The following is a 516-nucleotide window of genomic DNA, read 5'->3' as shown; positions in this document are numbered from 1 at the left end:
GCCCCGCCTGCACTGGCTGCCCTGATGCTGATGGCGGTGATTGGCCTGTACGCCTCACAGCTGCCCTTGGACGAAGCCAACGCCAAAACGTCGATGCAGCTGCTGATGGCGCTGCCGGTCGTTGTGCTCACCTGCCTGTATGGCTGGCGAGGCGCGGCGATCGGCGTGCCGTCGCTGAACTTGATCATTGGCCTGACCACACCAAGCCCCCACACAGGTGCGTTCGATCCAGCCGCCTTCGCGACCCAGCAGATCATGGCGGTCACCGGCGCGGCACTCCTGGTGTTGGGTTCGCGCATCACCCATTACTACCACCGTTCGCGATTGGGCGAAGTGGGTGAAAGAGATGCACTCAAGCACGCGCGCAATTCATTGGTGGCAAGCGAACTTGATCTCCGTGAGCGCGCGCGGCACCTGAGGAGGCTGGGGGACGGCATCGACACCTCTCTCAGCGAGGTAGTGAACTGGCTCAATGCACAGGGCCATCCCACGATAGCGAACAGTCTCCTGCACATG

General features: G+C 62.6%; 1 protein-coding gene. It reads left to right on the top strand.

Features of this window, described 5'->3' with window-relative positions; all coding sequences use genetic code 11:
- Positions 1–516 (top strand): hypothetical protein (locus tag C9414_RS21130; RefSeq protein ID WP_219909145.1); only part of this gene is annotated, 516 nt, incomplete at both ends.

This window comes from Bacillus sp. Nf3 (genome assembly GCF_003028545.1).
Classification (GTDB): domain Bacteria; phylum Bacillota; class Bacilli; order Bacillales; family Bacillaceae; genus Bacillus; species Bacillus safensis.
This window is presented reverse-complemented; position numbering and strand designations above follow the sequence as displayed.